Below are 17,787 nucleotides of genomic sequence, written 5' to 3'. Positions count from 1 at the left end.
AAGCTGAAAGGAGCGAATGGAATGATTTCACATACATTGTTATCAGGGAAAGTCGCATTCATCACGGGTGCGGCATCTGGAATCGGACGTGCCACCGTCATCCGGTTCATTCAAGCCGGGGCGAAAGTCGCCATCGTCGATTTGAACTTAGAAGACGCAGAGCAACTCGCGAGTCTGATTGGAGAAGAGCGTGCCATCGGTATCAGTGCCGACGTCGGGAACGAAGACGAGATGAAACGAGCGTACGAGCAAACGATTGAACGTTTCGGTCGCGTCGACATCGTCTTTGCGAACGCAGGACGGAACGGCACAATCACACCAATCGAGCATTTGTCACTCGAAGATTGGAACGGTGTCGTCGAGACGAACTTGACGGGCACGTTTTTGACGGTGAAACACGCCATCCCGCATTTAAAAGAACGGGGCGGCAGTATCATCATCACGTCATCCATCAACGGGAACCGTTACTTCAAAAACTTCGGGTTCAGCGGCTACGCGACGACGAAAGCCGGTCAGACCGGATTTTCGAAAATGGCAGCGGCCGAGCTCGCCCAATTTGGCATCCGCGTCAACTCGATTTGTCCGGGGGCCATCGACACGAACATCGATGACTCGACGAACCGCGATGACGCCTTGCTCGAAGAAGTCGTCATCCCGATCGAGTATCCGCAGGGAAACCAACCGCTTGCCGGGAAATCCGGTTCAGCCAAACAAGTCGCGGACGTCGTCTTGTTCTTCGCGAGCAACATGTCGAGTCACGTCACCGGCTCTGAGGTGTACGTCGACGGCGCAGAATCATTACTTTAACAAATAAACAGGTCGCCCCGCGGGGCGACCTGTCTATTTGAGGATCGGGCTTTTCATGACGGCTTTCTGATAAAACGGAATGAATCCCAAACGCTCCATATTCCGTCCCGAGGCTGTATCGACTTTCGTCGTCACGGTCACGTACTCGCATCCGGCCGCTTTCGCGGCCGCGATCCGTTCCAAGATGAGCTGCGTCTGATAGCCTTTCCCTCGATACGCGGGAATCGTACTCGTCAAAAACAGTTCACCCATCCCGTCCTGGATGGCAAGAATTCCACCGGCGACGGCCGTCTCCCCTTCGCGGACGAGAAACGCCTGGTTTTCGGGAAGCGCGTAGAAGCCTTTCGCGGTATCAATCGTCTCTTGCATGACCGTCCCCGTCTCGGCGAAGCCGGCCGCGATGGCCCGGGCCCACTCATTCACGTTGTCGGCGTGCACGCGTTCAACCGTATGCGCCACCTCCGGCAGGACAAACGTATTCACGTCGAGCAACCACACGTCCAAGAAGTGGTCGAGCGTATAGTTTCGCTCTTGCAATAACCGGATGAGTGACATGTCCGCGAGCGGACAGACCTCAATATGTAGGCGGGACACGTTCTTGCCGCGTACCCACTTCTCCATCTGGTGCAAATCGTAAAAGCTGGTCGGTCGGTTCAAGCCGAAGCCGACCGCGAAGCTCGTCGTGCCCATCCGGAAGACGTGACCTTTGTTTTCGACAATCAATTCCGAACCTTCATAGGGAGGGGTCTGTTTTCGATGCCGAATATAGGCAGACGTCCCTTCCGCTTTGATGCGTTCGATCCGCCTGGCTAGTTCTAAGCGTCTCATCTCGTTCCCTCCCCACTAATCTTCCCTGAGTTTACCATACTTCGATTGCGAACAGATTGTGATTCCGTTACAAGGCAAGGCGTAAGTCTGACTCAAATCGACGTAATCGCTCTCGGACAGATGGAACGAGATCATCCAGAGCCATCATTTCTGACCGCTACGACTTCGTCTTCCTGGAGTACCAAGTCATCAAGTTGAAGCGGAGCATCGGCTTGATAGCGATACAAGTCTAAAAAATACGTCTCGCGGCGCAATGTCGCCACCCACTCCAACTGGTCAGGCTCGACCGAGAGACCGATCTCTTCCCGAAGCTCCCGAACCGCGCCTTGCCGACTCGTCTCACCGGTCAGGATGGAGCCGCCCGTCCCTTCCCAAAGGAGCGGGTACGTCTTGTCGGGATGACGTTGCGAGAGCAACACGTCTCCATTCACATCAAACGTGATCACTTCGATGACGGTATGATACGTGTCCGCTGCCAATTGTTCGCCGCGCACGTGCGTCTTGCCGAGCGGACGCCGATCTCCGTCGACTAAATCCCACCGTTCACTCAAAGCCGAACCTCGTCGACGACAAACGACGAGGACCCTTCGATTTCTTCGATGAAGTGTGAACCGAACAGCATCGCCGGCGTGAAGCTGCCGGGGATGATGCGGCCTGAACTGACAAGACGTGACACGACTTCAAGTGCCCCGTAGACAGTGAAAGCATATGTGCTCGCCGTCTTGATGCGAACGATCACTTTACGACCCGAGGCGTTCGTCGCCTCACCCCAGACATACGTCGACGAGCGTTCCCGTTCCGACTCGTCCGGCCCACTCACATGCTCATCGACATAACGGAGCAGCTTCCCTTGCACCGCGTCGCTGCCGAGCATCGGACCGAACCAAGACAAGAGCCGCGCTCCATAGGCATAGACCGGCGGAACCGGCACCCACGTCGTGATGTTCGGGATACCCGTCGTATAGTAGGCGGTCGAGACGTCTCCCCACGGAATGGCGATGGCCGTTTTCTTGCCGCGCCCGAAATCGATGTGACGACGTTTCGCTCCAAGCGGGAACGGTGTCAGCTCACCATCTTTTCGTTCGGCACTATTTGAGCCGAGTCCACGGATGGCCGTTTTCAGCGTCCCGCGTGAGATTCCGGCAGCGGCTGAGAAACCGAGGGCGAGATTCGTCGCATCCGGCATCAACTCTTTCAACTTTCGGGCCACACAGTCGGTCGGGATGACATCGAAGCCGACACCCGAACAGAGCAACACACCCGCCTCTTGCGCGAGCTTGGATCGTTTCTTCGAGTGGATGTATTCGAACACCTCGATTTCCCCGGTAATATCCAAGTAATGTGTCTTCGAGGCAAGGCACGCCTCGACCATCGGCCGACTCGTATCGGCGAACGGTCCGGCGCAGTGTAATACGAGATCGATGTCTTCCAATTGGCGTGTCGCCTTGTCGAACGACACGTTGAAGACGCGTGTCTCACACCCGAGATCCTCCCCGAGCTTGGCAATCGCGTCCGCACGCCGACCCGCGAGCACCGGTGTCATCCCTTGTTTCACCGCTTGGCGGGTGATCAGTTCACCCGTATAGCCGTTCGCCCCATAAATCATCCATTTCATCCCGATTCCTCCTTCAATTTTATGTATCTTCTCTTGTTCCCTACTTTCATCCACGATACACGACGTCTCCTTAATTGAAAAGAAACGCAAAAAAACGATCGCCCTCGTTTTAGGCGATCGTTTGTCTATTAGTTATTCGCAGCTTCTGTTGCTTCTGCTGCTTTCGTACGGACCGTCTGCATCGCTTCTGTCCATGGGACGAGCTGGTCGAGCATATCGTTCACCGATTGGACTTGGACGTCTTTCGGTGCGAAGTGTGTGCCGTTCTCGAAGTCTGTGAAGAGCGAGAGCGCTGGATGGACACGGACGTGGGCGATTAAGAGCTCGCTCAACACGCCGCGTAAGTGTTCCGCCGCACGTGCACCGCCGACCGAACCGTATGAGACGATTCCGGCTGCTTTGTTATGCCATTCGTTGCGTAAATAGTCGAGGGCGTTTTTGAGCGCGCCTGTGATCGAGTGGTTGTATTCTTGAACGATGAAGACGAAGCCGTCCATTTCCGCGATTTTCTCAGACCATGCCGCCGCACCTGATGCGTCGCCGCCTGGCTCACCGAGAAGTGGCAGGCTGTAATCTGCGATATCGATGATTTCATAGTTGGCGTCACCGCGTTTGTTCGCGAGCTCTTTCACCCATTCTCCGACTTGCGGGCTGACGCGTCCTTCACGAGTAGATCCGAGTACGATTCCAATTTTCAACATGTTAGTTCCTCCTTGTGAGTTGGTTGGTTCTTCTTGTTTACCAAATAAACGGTTGAATAAGCTCATTTCATTCCCTCATATTCTTTCTCAAACGTTTTTGTACTTCTGACCGTATCAATCGGTCGAACCATCGCTTCAATCTGTTCCCGTTTCGGTTCTAAGAATGGCGGGAGTGACAATTTTTCACCGACCGTCTCATACGGCTCATCACCCATAAATCCAGGTCCGTCGGTTGCCCATTCGAACAGGATTTGCGGCGCGACGCGTGCGTAAGACGATTCGAAGAAGAAGCGGTCGACATAGCCTGACGTCGGTAACCCGAACTGTTGCAAGCGCGCTGTCCATTCATCGAGGACACTGCGGTCATCGACACGGAAAGCAACGTGGTGCACGGTTCCGAACCCTTGGCGCGCGACTGGTGACGTCTCGTCATGAATGACGACGACTTGCGCCCCGTTTCCACCCTCACCTCCTTCAAAGAGATGCGCGTCGCCTTCTTGTCCGATTTCTTCGAACAACATGACTTGCTCCATCACTTGTTTGAAATACGTAAAGTCCGCGATGCGGATGAAGATCGGACCGAGGCCCGTGATGGCGTACTCGAGCGGAATCGGACCGTTTTGCCACGGTTCACCCGAGGCGACGCCGACGTTGAATTCGTCCGAGATGAGCTGGTACGCCTGCTCATCGAAGTCGACGAACGCGAGCGTCTTCTTGCCGAACTGCTCTTGAACCCCTTCATGTTTCACGCCGAGGCGATCGAAGCGACGTTGCCAATACGTGAGCGCCTCGTCGGTCGGGACGCGGAACGACGTCTTGGCGATCTCATTCGTCCCGTGCACGCCTTTCGGGATGCCCGGGAAATCGAAGAACGTCATATCCGTTCCGGCGCTACCTTTGTCGTCGGCGAAAAATAAGTGGTACGTCTGAATGTCGTCTTGGTTGACCGTCTTTTTGACGAGACGCATTCCCAGGACGTTCGTAAAGAAGTCGTAGTTCTTCTCGGCGCTGCTCGTAATCGCCGTCACGTGGTGAATACCTTTTACATGGTTCATTTAAATCGCTCCTTCAAAATCTTGGTTTCGAGATAATTAATTAAAATTTTTTGACGCCTCGGCGCGTTTGCCGACCGTCTTCAATTGAGTAATCGTGTCTGCTAAATCGAGTCCGTCGAACAGCTCGTCCATCCGTCTTTCATGGGCCGGAAAGATGCACGACATGAGTGTGCGCCCTGCTTCCGTCAGCGCCGCATACGTGACGCGCCGGTCGCTCGGACAGGCTTTGCGCATCAAGTAGCCTTTCGCTTCGAGCCGGTCGACGATGTACGTCATGCTCCCGCTTGTCAATAACACCTTTTTGCCAATCGTCTGAATCGGTTGATCGCCTTTATGGTACAGCAATTCAAGGACCGAGAACTCGGTCGGATTTAGCCCGTACTCGGCGACTTCATGCTTGACCACGTCTTGAATCGACTGCGAGGCCCGAAGCAACACGGTGATGGCTTTTAACGTTTGTCGTTCTTCCATGTGTTCCCCTCCTCTGCTGAGAGAAAACAATACTTTAAATTTCATTATCTTTAATTCGAGATAAATATAACATGAGAAAATACAGTGGTCAATCAATTTGTTTCAAAAAAAGACGAGTTGCCTCGTCTTGTCACGCACGGTGAATGACCGCCATCTCCCGCCCGAAGCGATCGCCTTCATCGACAAAGCCCAAGCTTTCGTATAATCGATGCGCACCAATGTTGTCAGGATGGTAACCGACGATAATCGGTTCGGTGCCGAGTTTCCTCATCTCTTCCAACATAATCTCGGTCGCTTGGCGGCCAATCCCTTTTCCTTGATGCGCGTGGTCGACCATGATGCGATACACCCAGCGCGCGTCCAACTCTTCGAGCGCCGTGTTGTACATGAGGAAGCCGACCATCGCTTCGTTCTCATAAATCGCGCGGGCCTCGAGCGTCGGTTCATACATCGCTTGGAGCAGGGAAATCGCATTCGGCTCCATATATGCTTGTTGCGCGTCAGTCAATGTGAGCTGACAGCACGGATACCAGTTCTGTTCTGTGACCAGTTGAAGTGTGATCATTCAAGTCTCCTTAGTCGTACGTCTCGTCGAGATTGCGCGCATAGAACGCGATGGCGCGACGATACCGTTTAATACTGTCATCCGGCTCCGGGCTGGCGAGTAGTTCGAGCAAGGTGCCGGTCGCTTCCTTGTGGCGCCCGAGGTTGTAGCGGGTCATCGCCTGAAACACTTTGAGCGCCCCGATGTCAGGGAACTGTTCAATCGCCTTGGCGAACAACGCCTCCGCGTCCTCATAGCGACCGAGCGCCCGATACGTGCTACCGAGCCCGATATAGGTCTCGCGGAGCTCTTCACCGGCGAGCCCAAGCCGAATCGCCCGTTCGTAATGCGGGACGGCTTGACGCTCTTCACCGAGCGAGTCATAACACCAGGCGCAATGGGCGTGCAGGCGTGGATTCTTCTCATCTTTCCGGAGCAACGTAAGCAGTAACTGTTTCGCCCGTTCCAGCTCCCCGTTCTCGCGCAGGCGAATCGCCTCATCAAGTCCTTCTTCTTGCACCGTTTTCATGTGAAGGTCGCTCAAGTCGTCAAGCCACGTTTGAAGCGCCTCGTAAAAGCGGCCGACATGCACACCATCGACGAGCGCATGATGCGCTTGGACCGAGAGTGGAATCATCATCCGGTCACCGGTTGCGGTGAATTTCCCCCAAGCGATGCGTGGCACGGTATCATGCTGTTGGTCGTTCGTCGGATGACTGATGCTCGTGAATGTGACCCAAGGCACACTCGTGATATAGAGCAGGCTGTCCGGCTCATCGTCACCAACGGCCACTTCTTGTTTCGCCCCGCTCATCCGGTCCGTCACTTCTTCCAAAAAGTCTGGAAATGCCTCTTTATACGTCGCCGTGCAAAAGTTAAAGACGTCATCATCCATTATGACAGTGAACGACGGGTGCACGACGTCGTGCTCGATGACCTCGTCCTCGCGAATCCGGTAGCGAAGCTCAGGCACGGCATTCGCCGTCTTCACGACACCGTAGAGGAACAGTTTGAAAAACGACTGCCCGTTCCGCTTGGCATACGTATGTAGTTTGGTCACATCGACGCTCGCCGTCACATTGAAGTGTGGAGCGTCGAACGCTTTGAAAAATTCGTAGTGCTTCTTGCGCGACCACGTCTCGGTATCGATGATTTTCATGATTCGTCCCCCAGTTTTTTCTTTCACTGTACCAAAGGGAGCATGCGCTTTACAGCTTTTGCTTCAACTCGGTGTAATGTAAGTTCGCCAAGTCGAAATAGACGAAGTCGTTCCGCTCAATCCGGTCGAGCGTCGCATGGAAGTCACGCCAGCCCTGCTCGACGAGCTCCGGCGTCAGTTCCCCGGCCTCCGTCGCTTCCTCGAACTCGTCCTCGTCTTTCCGGACGACGTCCCCGTTCGGGAAGATGAGGATATCGAGCAACAAGTCGTCCATATAAGGAATCCCGTCCTCATATCCGATTGCTTCGACGATATCGATGTACCATTGGACGATCTGTCCCTTGTCATCAAACATGACGGTCACCCCGAACGGCTCATCGTCCGGGAAGTATTGGAGCCAACCGTATCCGGCATCGGCGACAATAAATTCTTCCCCTTTGTGCATCTTATATTGAGGTGCACGGACGGCATCGATGTAGAACAAGGCGACCGTCCCGGAGAAACGGTCATCATGGACCTCCATTTGCGCGTAGCGATGTTGTAAGATGCGTTCCCAGTCTCGGCGATTGGCAAATTTCCGTTTTGGCATATGTCTCTCTCCTTTTGAACCCATTTCATACGTAAAGAGTTCGCCAAAATCCGACATTCCCCTGTTCAATCGTACAGATTGTGTTGATTGAACCAGACGAGGTGACTTTGCTTCAATCGTTTTCGCTCGACCATCCGGGTGAACGCATCGGTCGAGATGAACCGATTGCCCGGGTGAATCGTCGCCAACTGCAGCAAGATGAATCGAATACCGCGCTCACCTTCCTGAAGCGGGACATGGAGCATCGTCCCATCCTCATTGAATCGATTTAAGAACAATTCGATTTTACAGTCCTCTTTCAACAGGCGCGATGTGATGAAGGCGGCTTGGCTGATGAGCGATTCGAAGTCGTGATGGAGCGTGTAACCGGACGGACCGTTCAAATCCAAGGCGAACGTGAACGTATCGAGCGTCGTCTGTTGAAACACTTTCGACTGCAGGCGTCCGAGTTTCGCCGTCGCATACCAATCGATTTCCTTCACCGGCTCTCCTTCATACGGTTTCGACCCGATCAGCTGCAACGGATTGCGAAGCGGGGACGCCAAGAGCGGTCGGTCCCCGAGCGCCAGCCGTTTCGTCCCGACCGGTGGATGTAGCAGCAGCGACGGGAGGATGGTCCATCGCGTATCGACCGGTCGTTCATACAAATACGTCCCGAGACGAAATGGAAGCGTGACGGCGATGACGCATTCCTCGAACGTGGCGGGACCCCGATACTCGGCGCGCACGACCAATTCATGTCGGGCCCGACCGACATCGATCTCAAAATCGAGCACGCTCGGGATGCGGTCATGCGCCGGAAAGCTGATTCCCGAACTCGTCTTCAAGCGAATCCGCAACGGCAGTCCGAGCCGGTCCAACTCGTCGACTCCATCGACCACCAACACGAGCCGACTCTCGTCTCCGACAAACAGCAATTCTTCGTATTGTGTGAACTGGAGATTGATGTTCCGCTCAAGTTGTTGCCGCGTCCGCTCGAGCATCCAAATCGCACTCGCGACAATGAAGCATATGTAACCCAATCCGTATACGTACGGGAAGAAGACGAGCATGGCTCCGCTCACGAGATATACGGGCAGGAGCCGGCGTTGCAACCAGGCGTGTGTGGACAGGATCATCCGTCAGCCCTCGACCGGCACGGGCACCGTGTCCAGAATGTGCGCGACGACGTTCGCTTTCGTCGACTTGATGCCCCCTTCGAGCGTCAAACTGATGCGATGGGCGAGCACGTATGGCGCCACGGCTTTGACGTCTTCCGGGATGACGTATAGCCGGCCGGCCAAATAGGCATAGCTTTGACACGCGCGGAGCAACGCAATCGCACCGCGTGGGCTGACACCGACCTCGACGGACGGGTGCGCCCTCGTCGCATGGACGAGTCCGAGCATATAATCGAGGACGTCGTCTTGAATCGCGACTTGTCTCGTCTCCGCCTGCGCTTCTTGCAGCGAGGCGAGTGACGTCACGGCTTCGATGTGTTTGCGCGTCTCGGTCAACACTTGCAGCAACAGTTCCCGTTCCTCGGCGGCGTCCGGATAGCCGACTGGAATCGAGATGAGGAACCGATCGAGTTGCGCGTCCGGGAGCGGGAACGTCCCGGCCGATTCAATCGGGTTTTGCGTCGCGATGACGAAGAACGGCTTCGGCATCGGATACGTCTTCCCGCCGATGGAGACTTGTCGTTCCTCCATCGCTTCGAGTAGCGCCGACTGGGTGCGCGGGACGGCCCGGTTGATTTCATCAATCAGGACAATGTTCGCAAAAATCGGACCTTGTCGGTGATCAAATGTCTGTGTCTGCATATTGAAGTAGTCGCTGCCGATGACGTCGGACGGGAGCAAATCGGCCGTAAATTGGATGCGCGAGAACGTCCCGTCAAAACTGCCGGCAATCGCTTTAGCGAGCAACGTCTTCCCTGTCCCGGGTACGTCCTCGAGCAGGATATGTCCTTCGGCGAGCAGCGCCGTACAACACAGCCGCACAACCTCTTCCTTTCCTAAATACACTTCGTTCAACTGTTTGATGACCGCTTTGATTCCCATCTCGTTCCCCTCCATTGGTAGATGTCTTATTCGAAGTTTACCTGTTTATGGTAATATAGACAATAAATAGTCTGAATATTCCGGTTAGGAGGGAAAATATGAAGTGGTCATCTCGATTTATAGGGGGACTTGTCGTGACAGCTTGTCTCGTTGTGACGTTCGTCTTTGTCAGCAAAGAGACGTTCAGTTGGTTTCAAACGATTAACACCTCATCTCCAGTTAGCGTGACCGAAATGGGCAGAGAAGAAGACGATATACCACCTGGAGGCATTGATATGGGAGACACTCCTACGGATAGCGAATTCCGCGGAGAGCGTCAAGAAAAGGAAGACATGCTGAAATTCACGTTCGGTCGCGGTAATGGCGATGACCCCGGTGGACTCGGCATGCTGTTCGTCCTCCTCGCTGCCGTCGGGTTGACCGTCTATGGCGTGCGTAGATGGTTACGTCGTCGACGAGGCAAAGGATTCACGTTCCCCTCGACGCATGATACTCCGGTGCCACTGTCCCTCAATACGGACGCATCGAGTGAGGCACAGCGCTTCCCGATGCTCACGAACATCGAACTGAGAGATTGGCTCATCACGTTCAACGCCTCGCTCGCCCCTGAACTAAAACTTCGGACGAATGAGACGCTCATCGATTGGTTCGAACGCATCGACCTGACGGATATCGATGCCTCGCTCTATCATCTGATTCGCTATGGCGCTGCATCCAATCATGAAATCCCGATCGAGCAGCAACGACGCTTTCATGAGGCTCTCGACCGCTATTTGCGTAGACACCCCTGAGCGAGAAAGTACCCGGGTTCTCAATGCGTCGTAAACGTGCTACGCTCATTGGTAATAGGAAAAAAATGTAACTTTCTTAGGAGGTTTGATTGATGAAACGCCTAGGCTTGCTCGGGTTCACTGTGTTCTTGCTTACCGGATGCACGGATCCAGTCGAGAAACCAATCGTCCCAGCCGATACAAATGAGCCTGCTTCTGACGAGGTCACGGAGTGGACGCGAGAAGATTTTAAGGACGTCTTCGACCAATACGAAAAAGTAGCGCCGCTCTTGACGGCACTCGAGAACGATGGACTCACCCCGTTCCGCAAGACGTTCGAGCACGTCGTCATCGCCGGCGACGGCATCCATCATACATACGCCGACATTCATCCGTTCAAACTCGACGACGGCACGTACGCCACCGTCTATGAAAGTGAGAATGGTGATATCGCCAACGGCCCCGAGTCGGTCGCACCACTATTTTGGCAAGAAGCGTCGTTCCTTCAATTCGTCGAAGAAATCGAGAAACGAAAATATGGGACGAGTGCCCCGCCGACGGACGTCATCTTGACCAAAGATGAATTCCAGGCGCTCTATAACCGTCACGCTTATACGTCCGCACTCATCGTCGAGCTCGACGAATGGGGCGTGCAAGTCGCGCGTGACCCGCTCGAGAACGTCATCATCGCTGGGAACGGGGTCAAGGAAGTAAAAGCCGACTTAATCGTCTTTGAGGTCGAGGGTGGCTACGCCATCGTCTATGACCGGGACGGTGAAATCTTCAAAGGACCAGAGTCAATCGCGCCACTGTTTTGGAGCGAAACGGATTATCAAAACTTACTCGAGAAATATGAATGACTTATCGGACGCGTTGCTTCAAGTCACGATACTCGAGTAACAAGTTGAGCCATTGTGCCGGCTTGTCGCTCGATTCCTCCGGGTCATGCCGCTGCTTCGTCACGTAAAGATGCCAAGACAAGGCCCGGTAGACGCAACCAAGCTCTTCGGCAATCAACAGATGACGCCAGAGCACGTCCTCGGGTGCGACACCGCTCCACGCTTCCAAGTAGACTTTACGCATCTGTTGAATCTGTTCATACCAGGCAATCTCATCCTCTTCCGGCAATATGTCATACAGCGCGTTCCAGAACACGCGCACGCTGAAGAATGGATGCGTGACGGTCGCGTCGCCCCAGTCGAGGATACACAAGTCATTTGTCTGCTCCCGCCAAAAGATATTGCCACCGTGTAAATCACCGTGCTCGAGGCTCATCGGTATCCCGGTCGCCAGCTCGTCACACATGGTGAGCAGTTCATCCTCAAGCGCGAGCACGGCCTCGGTTTGGTGTCGGTCGAGCCCAGTGCAGAGCTCGGGTAAATAGGTTTGGATTTCAGCCTTCAATGTGGCGGGGCGCCGGTCCGGGATGCCGAGCGACAAGTAGGTCTCGATTTGATCGACGTCCTGCCGCTGCAGCTGTGCATACTGGCGCAACGCGATGTCGTATCGACGGACGTCCGGTCGTTCACGTAACGCCTCACCGCCGATGTCTCCCATGAGTAACCAATTCTGAGCTACCTCGATGGCGATGACGTCAGGGACGAGACCTGGATGCCGCTCGGCTAGAAGCGCCGACAGTCCGGCCTCGCCACGGCTGATGTCGGTCACCGCTTTGGCGTAATATCGTTCTTGATTAACCTCGCCAACCACCAAGTACGTCAAATCAGTGCCTTTGACGACGTTCCATGTCACGCCTGGTACATATTGTGCAAGCCATTGTTCGAACCGTTCACGAAATGCTCGGTCACGCCATGGGACGGTCGGTCTCATGCTCTTCACCCTTTCTCTCATTATCTCCTAGGAGGAAACGATATGGACGTTGTGTATTACTCATACCCGGTCGATGCCATCTTGTATATGTATTTAGGGGTGACGGCCGTCGCCAGTTTCATGATCGGTCTGCTCGTCTGGCGTCTGTTCAAGCGCCGGGATGTCGCCTTTTGGACGACACTCGTGCTCAGCTTCATCGGATTGTCGCTCTCGCTCGTTTGGTTTCAACAGGCGTCCTTGGCCGTGTTCATGGGGACGCTCCCGTGGTTAATCAATCTCGTCTTTTCGCTAGTGTTGTATCTTCTTTTCTGCGGCATCGTCTATTTCATCTTCCGACCGCGAAAAGTCGAGGCAACGAAGTAACGCTATGTTATACTCATGTTAATAAACGACCACTAGGGGAGCCTTCGGGCTGAGACGGCACACGCCGGACCCTTCGAACCTGATCTGGCTCATACCAGCGTAGGGAAGTGGTGTGGGATTCGTCTGTCTTTCCACGCCACTTTTCCACTTGGAGAAGTGGCGTTTTCATTTTGAAAGGAGACATATTCATGCGAATTCAACAACTCACTTGGATGGCGATGCTCATCGCCATCGCCGTCATCGGTTCCCTGTTCATCTCGATTCCGACCGGTGTCGCCCGCGCCTATCCGATTCAACATATGGTGAACGTCATCGCCGCCGTCACCGTCGGGCCGCTCGGAGCCGTTCTCGTCGCCTTCGTGACCGGACTCGTCCGCGTCATGACTGGGACCGGGTCACTCCTGGCCTTCCCCGGCGGCATGATTGGAGCGCTTTTGGCCGGACTCTTCTATATGAAGACGAGCCGCGTCGCCTTGGCCGCATTTGGTGAAGTCATCGGGACGGGAATCATCGCCTCGCTCGTCGCTGTCCCGTATGCCAAGATTTTGATGGGAACGGAGTTCGGGGCACTGTTCTTCTTCCCGGCCTTCCTCGCCTCGAGCGTGACCGGTGCTTTACTCGGCTGGATCGTGCTCACTCGCGTTAAGCAATTGCGACCGCTCACGGTGAAGCGATAAATCCTTCCTCCGACTGATAGTAAATGGTAAAATCAGGATATATCATTTAGGGAGGTCATCACTTGAATCGATTGACGCTATTACTGGCGGCCACCGCCTGCCTGTTCATGTCAGGTCTGTTGTACACGCTCGAACGGATTGCCACATTCACCCGCTGGAATGCCCAGATTGCGACGGGTACATTCTCGAGCGAGCCGATGTTCGTCGATGTGCTGCTTCAAAATGTGTTCATCTCGATTTTTGGAGTGGCCGCGATCGTCCTGTTTTTCATGGCGGGCAACGCTGTCCAACCCACAACGACCACAAAAACAGGGACGGCCGACTTATGACGGCTGTCCCTGTTTGACGTGATGGTTTGATAACTCTAGTGAAGAAGGAGTGTTTAGTCATGGACCTTAATCGCAATCCTTATTTTTACTCATTGTTAGCTGGGATTTTAGTGTTTCTATTCATCTTCATCTCTGAATTCTATTTCAATTTTGGAATCATATCGAATCACTCGATTACATTGCTCTTTCTTTCTTTGACCATTCTGTTGGCGGTGCTACTTCTTTTTTCTGTCTTGTATGTCAAAAGATTCAATGACGAAAGAGGGAAAATATTATTAGGCGTCTTAATCTTTTCAGGAGCCATTTTTCTTTTTTTCTTATTAATCAATACGCTGGCGATGGTGTAAGTTGAACCGGTGTTCCGTTCCAGCCGTCGATTCGATAAAATGAAACAAAGGAGTGACACGATGAAACAAATCCACCATCTCTGTATCCAGACGCCCGACTATGAGGCGTCCAAACAATTTTATGAGGCGCTCGGCTTCGAACTCGTTCAGGAGTCGCCTGACTTTCATACGCGTGCGTACAACAGCTGGCTCAAACTCGGTGACTTTTATATCGAGCTCCAAACGGCGAAAGCGGACGAGACGTTGTCGCCGTATTCGAAGCACGTGGCCGGTCCGGTTCACTTCGCCTTGTATGTCGACGACCTCGAAGCGGAAGTCCGGCGCCTCGAGGACCTCGGCGTGACATTCTTACCGAAACATGGCGGGAACATCTACTTCGTCGTCGACGGTCATTTAAGTAAACTGAAAGCCCCGGAAGGCACGATTATCGAGCTCCGGGACACGTTTGTCATCAAGTGAGGCGCGCGCGCCTCGCTTTTATATTGGTCTGAAGCACACCCTCATGTTTTTCACCTCCCTTGAACAGGAACAGGAAGGAGACACCATATGTACGAACCTTCTGGAGGCCTCTCATGAAATATCTCGATTATTGGACCTATTTAACATTATCGCTCACGAAACTGTTCCTGTTCAGCCTATTGACTGCGAGCGCGTTCGACCTATCTTTTTTATTCATCAACTTGGCGACCATCTTGATGATGACGAGTTGGGCACTCCTCGTCAAACCGCAGACACGTCGCTGGATCTTATTCGCATCACTGTTTCTACACAGCACGCTGCTCATCTCGGACGTCTGGTATTACCGCTATTTCGGCAACTTGTTGTCGGTCGCCTTGCTATCGGACATCGGCCAGATGGGAGACGTCGGCGGTGGCTTCCTGACACTGATTCAAGCCCCCGACTTCATCTTGTTCACGGACCTGCTCATCTATGCGGCTGTCCTCTTCTACATGAAGCGACACCCGGTCACGGAATCGAAACGTCTCGGTCGCCGTTTGGCAGTAACCGGTTTTCTCGTCGGCCTCATCGTCTTTACCGTTCCGACCGCCGTTCATTACATGAAAGCAGACCACCGGGAAAGTGCGATTTCGAACATGCGTGAGTATTATCAGCTCGGATTTTGGGGCTATCACGGGCTCGATACGTTCCGTGGCCTTCGCGACGCGTTGAACCTCGGTGACGACCTGACGGAACGGGAGCGCGGCCAAATCGAAGCGTTGGCGACCGAACCGGTCGAGGCTACAGCCGACACGAATGTCATCGTCGTTCAGCTCGAGTCGTTCCAAACGTCCGTGATCGGCCAGACCGTCAACGGCCAAGAACTGACCCCGAATTTGAACGCGCTTCGCGACGAGATGCTGTACTTCCCGAATTTTTATCATCAGACGCACGAGGGCCGGACGTCCGATGCGGAATTTACCGTTAACGCCTCGCTGTACCCTGTCAAATCGGGGTCGGTATACACGCAGTATGCGACGAACACGTTTGACGCCTTGCCGGAGCAATTACGGCGCGCTGGTTATGACACGGCTGCGATGCATGCGTTCGACAAGGAGTTTTGGAACCGCGCCAACTTCTATGAGCAAATCGGCTACAATCACTTCTTCCATCAAGACGATTATCCGACGGAGCCGGTCATCGGCATGGCCGTCGGCGACAAGGAGTTCCTGACGACATCGGTCGACCATCTCGACACGTTGGACGAGCCGTTCTATTCCTTCATGGTCGCGTTGACGAGCCATACGCCATATGAGATTACGGACGAGGAGAAGCGATTGGATTTGTCGGGGTACGACGACCCGCTCCTCGAGGACTACTACCACACCGTCCACTACAGCGATGCCGCTGTCGGTCTCATGGTCGAACAATTGAAAGCCAACGGAACGTGGGATGATAGTTTGGTCGTCTTTTATGGTGACCATGATAGTGGCCTGACCGCTGCCGGCGACGAGATGGCTATGAAAGCGGACGCCGACTCGACCGTCGAGTTGTTCCAGCTCGATCGCTCCGTCCCGTTGTTCATCAAGCCGGCCGGACTCGAACGAGGTCAGACGGTGCAGGCGAGCGGCGGTCAAGTCGATCTCGCCCCGACCATCCTCGACTTGCTCGGGATGACACCGACGTATATGCTCGGACGTTCTCTCCTCGACGATGAGCCGAATTTGACCGCGTTCCGCAACGGCTCGTTCCGCTACGACGACCTCTATTTCGTGCCCGATTTGACGAAGCCGGTCGGGAGCGGTACATGTTATTCGATCGAGACCGGTGATGACTTGCCGCTTCAAACGTGTGCGCCGTATATTGACGAGGCCACCGAACAGCTTCGCTTATCTGATGCGATCATCGAGAAGGACGCCCTGTCCGACTTCACACAACACGATAAACAAGCCGCCCCGAAATAATCGGGACGGCTTGTTTTTGTCAGTAGACGTTTCGCAACGCCTGGACGTCGATTTTCTTCATCGGTAAGAACGCTTCGGTCACGCGCGCCAATTGTTCCTTCGTACCGGTCGTCAGCATCTCTTCCATCTCCCACGGCACGATTTGCCAGGAGACGCCATAACGGTCTTGGAGCCAGCCGCACTGTTCCGCTTCCGGGACAGCCGACAGTTTGGCCCAGTAGTCATCAATCTCGGCTTGTGTCTCACAAAACGCAATCAGCGACTGCATCTCGTTGAACGCGAATTGATGGTTCTCCGCGCTGTCCATCGTGACGAACTCGCGTCCGGATAAGACGAAGCGGGCATAATTGAGCTTCCCTTCCAACTTCGGACCGTCTGCCGCCTCGTACCGGATCACATGGTCTTCCAGGACGTATGAATCCGGGAAGATGGAGATCCAGTCATTCATCGCCGCCTCGGCACGGCCGAACACGTCGCCGACGAACAAGAAGCACGGGGTCACCGTCTGGATGTCCATCCCGCCGCTATGCATGATTTGCCATGAGACACCATACTTGTCTGTCAACCAACCGTAGCGCTCGCTGAAGTCGTACGTGTCGAGCGGCATAAGCACCTCTGCTCCCTCGCTCAACTTGTTCCACAGCGCTTCTACTTCTTCCGACGTCGGGAACGTGACCATGTACGAGATGGACGGGTTGCGTTCCTTCAGCGGACCCGCCCCGAGCAGTTGAAAGAACTGTCCTGCCAGCGAGACGGTCACAATCGTCGTCTCCCCGGAAGGTGTATCCGTCAGTTTCGTCGTATAGTCGACGAATGAATCCGGGAACGTCGACACATACCACTCTGCAATCGCCTCGACGTCGCCGTCAAACCAAATACACGGGATAATCGATTGGGTAATCATCGGATTGACTCCTTTCAAACTTCACGCAGACGATACACATCACGGACAGCGAGCAGTGTCTCGGCTGCTTTTCGGTATGCTTGATAGTGTGGGGAGTTGATGTGATGGTCAAGCGCCGTCTCGTCTTCGTACTGCTCATAAAATACGAACGTACCGGGTGCGTCGATCGACTCATGGAGCACGTACGTCAAACAGCCTGCTTCTTGTCTCGACGGGGGAATGACCTCATCGAGCGCTTGCCGTAACGCCTCTTCTTTTCCCGGATGTGCCTTCAAAATAGCAGTGATTGTAATTGCCATACGCAATTCCTCCTTTTAAAAATCTGTTCGTTCACCTGTTCCCCAAACGCACCTA

General features: G+C 54.2%; 22 protein-coding genes and 1 riboswitch. Of the genes, 8 read left to right on the top strand and 14 right to left on the bottom strand.

All coding sequences use genetic code 11. The features are described 5' to 3' along the window. The first annotated feature begins 21 nt into the window (after positions 1 to 21). Entirely contained in the window at positions 22 to 807 is a 786-nt protein-coding gene (locus KNP83_RS00225) for an SDR family oxidoreductase (RefSeq protein WP_214758910.1), read from the top strand. Between the two features lie 33 nt (positions 808 to 840). On the opposite strand, the gene KNP83_RS00220 is transcribed toward KNP83_RS00225, so the two are convergent. The 11 genes from KNP83_RS00220 to KNP83_RS00170 form a co-directional block, all read right to left on the bottom strand. Beyond that, positions 841 to 1,635: a GNAT family N-acetyltransferase gene (locus tag KNP83_RS00220; RefSeq protein WP_214758908.1), complete on the bottom strand. Its 795-nt coding sequence runs from the start codon at positions 1,633 to 1,635 to the stop codon at positions 841 to 843. Between the two features lie 131 nt (positions 1,636 to 1,766). Continuing rightward, positions 1,767 to 2,186, bottom strand: a complete 420-nt coding sequence (locus KNP83_RS00215; protein WP_214758906.1) for an NUDIX hydrolase — start codon at positions 2,184 to 2,186, stop codon at positions 1,767 to 1,769. Beyond that, positions 2,183 to 3,250: a saccharopine dehydrogenase family protein gene (locus KNP83_RS00210; RefSeq protein ID WP_214758904.1), complete on the bottom strand. Its 1,068-nt coding sequence runs from the start codon at positions 3,248 to 3,250 to the stop codon at positions 2,183 to 2,185. Before KNP83_RS00210 ends, KNP83_RS00215 begins: the two co-directional genes overlap by 4 nt. A 128-nt stretch (positions 3,251 to 3,378) precedes the next feature. Then, on the bottom strand, positions 3,379 to 4,017 hold the full coding sequence (locus KNP83_RS00205; RefSeq protein ID WP_214758902.1) for an NADPH-dependent FMN reductase: 639 nt from the start codon (positions 4,015 to 4,017) through the stop codon (positions 3,379 to 3,381). Beyond that, positions 4,014 to 5,006, bottom strand: a complete 993-nt coding sequence (locus KNP83_RS00200; RefSeq protein WP_214758900.1) for a ring-cleaving dioxygenase — start codon at positions 5,004 to 5,006, stop codon at positions 4,014 to 4,016. Before KNP83_RS00200 ends, KNP83_RS00205 begins: the two co-directional genes overlap by 4 nt. A gap of 36 nt (positions 5,007 to 5,042) precedes the next feature. After that, positions 5,043 to 5,477 carry a MarR family winged helix-turn-helix transcriptional regulator gene (locus KNP83_RS00195; RefSeq protein WP_251139137.1) on the bottom strand — a complete coding sequence of 145 codons (435 nt, stop codon included), beginning with the start codon at positions 5,475 to 5,477 and terminating at the stop codon, positions 5,043 to 5,045. Between the two features lie 130 nt (positions 5,478 to 5,607). After that, positions 5,608 to 6,042, bottom strand: coding sequence for a GNAT family N-acetyltransferase (locus KNP83_RS00190; protein WP_214758884.1), 435 nt, complete (start codon positions 6,040 to 6,042; stop codon positions 5,608 to 5,610). Between the two features lie 10 nt (positions 6,043 to 6,052). Then, positions 6,053 to 7,180, bottom strand: coding sequence for a tetratricopeptide repeat protein (locus KNP83_RS00185; protein WP_214758875.1), 1,128 nt, complete (start codon positions 7,178 to 7,180; stop codon positions 6,053 to 6,055). A gap of 49 nt (positions 7,181 to 7,229) precedes the next feature. Next, positions 7,230 to 7,769 (bottom strand): ribonuclease FAU-1 family protein, encoded by a 540-nt coding sequence (locus KNP83_RS00180; protein WP_214758873.1) that lies wholly within the window; start codon positions 7,767 to 7,769, stop codon positions 7,230 to 7,232. A gap of 65 nt (positions 7,770 to 7,834) precedes the next feature. Beyond that, entirely contained in the window at positions 7,835 to 8,887 is a 1,053-nt protein-coding gene (locus KNP83_RS00175; RefSeq protein ID WP_214758871.1) for a DUF58 domain-containing protein, read from the bottom strand. Positions 8,888 to 8,890: 3 nt separating this feature from the next. After that, positions 8,891 to 9,811, bottom strand: coding sequence for an AAA family ATPase (locus tag KNP83_RS00170; protein ID WP_214758869.1), 921 nt, complete (start codon positions 9,809 to 9,811; stop codon positions 8,891 to 8,893). A 98-nt stretch (positions 9,812 to 9,909) separates the two neighbouring features. Between KNP83_RS00170 and KNP83_RS00165 the strand changes: the two genes are divergently transcribed. Both KNP83_RS00165 and KNP83_RS00160 read left to right on the top strand, forming a co-directional pair. After that, complete coding sequence (locus KNP83_RS00165; RefSeq protein ID WP_214758866.1) at positions 9,910 to 10,602, top strand: hypothetical protein; 693 nt, start codon at positions 9,910 to 9,912, stop codon at positions 10,600 to 10,602. A gap of 92 nt (positions 10,603 to 10,694) precedes the next feature. Continuing rightward, positions 10,695 to 11,441 carry a hypothetical protein gene (locus KNP83_RS00160; protein ID WP_214758864.1) on the top strand — a complete coding sequence of 249 codons (747 nt, stop codon included), beginning with the start codon at positions 10,695 to 10,697 and terminating at the stop codon, positions 11,439 to 11,441. Between the two features lies 1 nt (position 11,442). On the opposite strand, the gene KNP83_RS00155 is transcribed toward KNP83_RS00160, so the two are convergent. Then, positions 11,443 to 12,411, bottom strand: a complete 969-nt coding sequence (locus KNP83_RS00155; RefSeq protein WP_214758856.1) for an aminoglycoside phosphotransferase family protein — start codon at positions 12,409 to 12,411, stop codon at positions 11,443 to 11,445. 42 nt (positions 12,412 to 12,453) lie between these two features. Between KNP83_RS00155 and KNP83_RS00150 the strand changes: the two genes are divergently transcribed. The 5 genes from KNP83_RS00150 (at position 12,454) to KNP83_RS00130 (ending at position 16,529) form a co-directional block, all read left to right on the top strand. After that, positions 12,454 to 12,774: a hypothetical protein gene (locus KNP83_RS00150; protein WP_214758848.1), complete on the top strand. Its 321-nt coding sequence runs from the start codon at positions 12,454 to 12,456 to the stop codon at positions 12,772 to 12,774. 24 nt (positions 12,775 to 12,798) lie between these two features. After that, a riboswitch (TPP riboswitch) is annotated at positions 12,799 to 12,897 on the top strand. Positions 12,898 to 12,962: 65 nt separating this feature from the next. Next, positions 12,963 to 13,451: an energy coupling factor transporter S component ThiW gene (thiW, locus tag KNP83_RS00145; RefSeq protein ID WP_214758845.1), complete on the top strand. Its 489-nt coding sequence runs from the start codon at positions 12,963 to 12,965 to the stop codon at positions 13,449 to 13,451. Positions 13,452 to 13,513: 62 nt separating this feature from the next. Next, positions 13,514 to 13,780: a hypothetical protein gene (locus KNP83_RS00140; protein WP_214758832.1), complete on the top strand. Its 267-nt coding sequence runs from the start codon at positions 13,514 to 13,516 to the stop codon at positions 13,778 to 13,780. A gap of 407 nt (positions 13,781 to 14,187) precedes the next feature. After that, complete coding sequence (locus tag KNP83_RS00135; RefSeq protein WP_214758830.1) at positions 14,188 to 14,586, top strand: VOC family protein; 399 nt, start codon at positions 14,188 to 14,190, stop codon at positions 14,584 to 14,586. A gap of 113 nt (positions 14,587 to 14,699) precedes the next feature. Next, positions 14,700 to 16,529, top strand: a complete 1,830-nt coding sequence (locus tag KNP83_RS00130; protein WP_214758828.1) for an LTA synthase family protein — start codon at positions 14,700 to 14,702, stop codon at positions 16,527 to 16,529. 19 nt (positions 16,530 to 16,548) lie between these two features. On the opposite strand, the gene KNP83_RS00125 is transcribed toward KNP83_RS00130, so the two are convergent. Beyond that, positions 16,549 to 17,433, bottom strand: coding sequence for a VOC family protein (locus KNP83_RS00125; protein WP_214758821.1), 885 nt, complete (start codon positions 17,431 to 17,433; stop codon positions 16,549 to 16,551). A gap of 14 nt (positions 17,434 to 17,447) precedes the next feature. Then, positions 17,448 to 17,732 (bottom strand): putative quinol monooxygenase, encoded by a 285-nt coding sequence (locus KNP83_RS00120; RefSeq protein WP_214758819.1) that lies wholly within the window; start codon positions 17,730 to 17,732, stop codon positions 17,448 to 17,450. Between the last annotated feature and the right edge of the window lie 55 nt (positions 17,733 to 17,787).

The organism is Exiguobacterium sp. s146 (genome assembly GCF_018618415.1).
Lineage (GTDB): Bacteria > Bacillota > Bacilli > Exiguobacteriales > Exiguobacteriaceae > Exiguobacterium.
The sequence above is the reverse complement of the archived record's forward strand: the minus strand, read 5'-3'. Positions and strand labels throughout refer to the sequence as shown.